We start from the raw sequence: 2,473 nt of genomic DNA on the forward strand, positions 1-2,473 counted from the left end.
GGAGATGGCTACGACCGTTCAATGAAATTTAATGAAAAATTCCGAGCAGATCAAAAGCGAATTCACGGAACCGAATCCGCCGAAAAAAAAGCAGACGAGTTGAAGGTTAATGATATTCGCCAGGATCAGAACAACACGGAAATCAAGAAAGAAAACCAAAGCTGACTAACCGCTTAATATCTGAACGATATCCGCCGCCGGCAGCTTCCAAGCACCGTTGGAAGCAGTTGTACTCTAAGCGCCCTTCGGGGCGCTTTTTTGTGTCCATCACTTGCCCGCAACATCGCTACCAGCGAATCGCCCCGGCCTTTATAGGCCGTTTCGTTAAGTCAGGCCGCTATCGCCTGATCTGTCTGTTATTAGCGTTCGCAAGAGCATATCCGATTGAGCTGAACAGACGCTGGTGGCGTACAACGCATCCACGTCAGGGTCGCCATCTCAACGGCCTCGCGGTTCGTCCATGATTGAAGGTGTCAGCTCGGCCTTGTAAAGCCCGCTGATCGTTCCAGCCAGGGCGTTTTCGTAGCTATCGCCCGTGCTGCCGCCCGGGGCAGGTCAGCCGCTGCTTGCATAATCTTTCGTCAGCTCACCGTGGGTGAAAGCCATCAGCCGAGGAGGCGTATGTAGCGCGGAGTCATACGCACTAAGCGCTGAGCACCCTTTCTATTCACCGTTTAGATGCATTAGACCTACGCTATAAAGGCTTTGCTGCCCGCTGCGCCGCCGCTGAATCTTAGCACTCCGAAACCAACACGCCCCGTTCTCGCGAGCTAGCAAGAACGGGGCGTTGTGTGCCGCCATCCAATCTCTAGCTTGTTCTGTCAGCGGCCAACGCGATTTCTTGCTCCTCCAATTCGTCTTCGCGCCGATGAGCCAGCTGGTAGAGCAACGGCAGTACCAATAGCGTTAGCACCGTTGAGGAGAGAATCCCCCCGATCACCACCGTCGCAAGGGGGCGCTGTACCTCTGCACCGGTACCCACATTCAAGGCCATCGGAACGAACCCGAGTGAAGCCACCAAGGCTGTCATCAATACCGGCCGTAGCCGGGTCAGAGCGCCCTCGCGGATCGCGGTGCCCAGAGGTAAACCTTGCTCCCGTAGGCTACGGATGAAGGAGATCATTACCAGGCCATTTAGAACGGCGACGCCCGACAGAGCAATAAAGCCAACTCCTGCTGAAATGGACAATGGGATATCTCTCAGCCACAGCGCAACAATGCCTCCGGTGAGCGCAAATGGAATCCCTGTAAACACCAACAAGCCGTCTTTGACATTGTTGAACATCATGAAAAGCAGAATGAACACCAGGAGCAGCGCCACAGGGACGACAATCTGCAGCCGCTTCGTTGCAGATTCAAGCTGCTCAAAGGTACCGCCCCAGTCGATCCAATAACCTGACGGGATATCTACCTGGGCCTGGATTTTCTGTTCTGCCTCAGATACGAATGATCCAATGTCCCGACCACGGACGTTTGCACTGACAACAATTCGCCGTTTCCCTTCCTCTCTACTGATCTGATTCGGACCGGGGGCCAAATCCAGAGTGGCCACCTCGCCGAGGGGGATATAACTTATGGCGCTGTTTAATTCCCTTGGAAGGGCAATTGGGAGCCTCTCAATTGCGGCGAGATCGCTTCGTATCTCGTCCGGTAAACGAACTACGATATCGAAACGCCGGTCTCCTTGAAACAAGGTGCCTGCCTCTCGGCCCCCGATGGCTACTGCAACCGCTTGCTGTACAGTATCTAAACTCAGGCCGTATCGTGCGATTTGATCGCGATCGATATCAATCGTGAGCATAGGAAGGCCAGTCGTTTGCTCGACCGTAACCTCGGAGGCGCCTGGTACTTGTCCTAGCACCTCGGACACTTCCGCCGCCGTGCTGTTAAGAACCTCCATGTCATCACCATAGATTTTCACGGCTACAGCGGCACGAACACCGGAAATCAACTCGTTGAAACGCAGCTGAATAGGCTGGGAAAACTCGTAGTTATTGCCCGGTAACTCAGCGGCGGATGCTTGGACCTCGCTTAAGAGTTCGTCGCGCGACTTGCCTGGATCCGGCCACTGCTCTTGTGGCTTCAGCATGACGTACCCGTCAGAGATGTTTGGAGGCATGGCATCGGATGCCACCTCCGCAGTGCCTGTGCGCGCAAAAATCCGCTCGATCTCCGGAAACTCATCCATGAGCTTTCGCTCCAGCTGCTGCTGCATCTCGACAGACTGACTAAGGCTGGTAGCCGGTACACGAAGGGCTTGGATAGCGAAGTCCCCCTCGTTGAGGCTAGGCACGAATTCACTGCCCATACGTGCCCCTACGAGGCCGGAAAGTACAACTGCAACAACGGCAAAGGTGAGCACTACTGGCTTGTTGGACATCACCGCATCGAATGCAGGTGCGTAGGCCCGTTTAGCATTGCGGATTAGAAAGTTTTCCTTCTCTGTAACACGCTTGCCGATAAAGAGCGCAAC

The 2,473-nt window shown here is 54.5% G+C and carries 1 protein-coding gene and 1 pseudogene; both read right to left on the reverse strand.

Annotated features, from left to right (window positions below; genetic code table 11):
* Positions 1–337: 337 nt before the first annotated feature.
* Positions 338–543 (reverse strand): annotated as a pseudogene (locus DQ405_RS26625) (IS3 family transposase); the annotation flags it as partial.
* A 265-nt stretch (positions 544–808) separates the two neighbouring features.
* The coding region (locus tag DQ405_RS26630; protein ID WP_168426486.1) for an efflux RND transporter permease subunit at positions 809–2,473 on the reverse strand (1,665 nt) is incomplete at its 5' end.

The organism is Pseudomonas sp. SST3 (genome assembly GCF_003325755.1).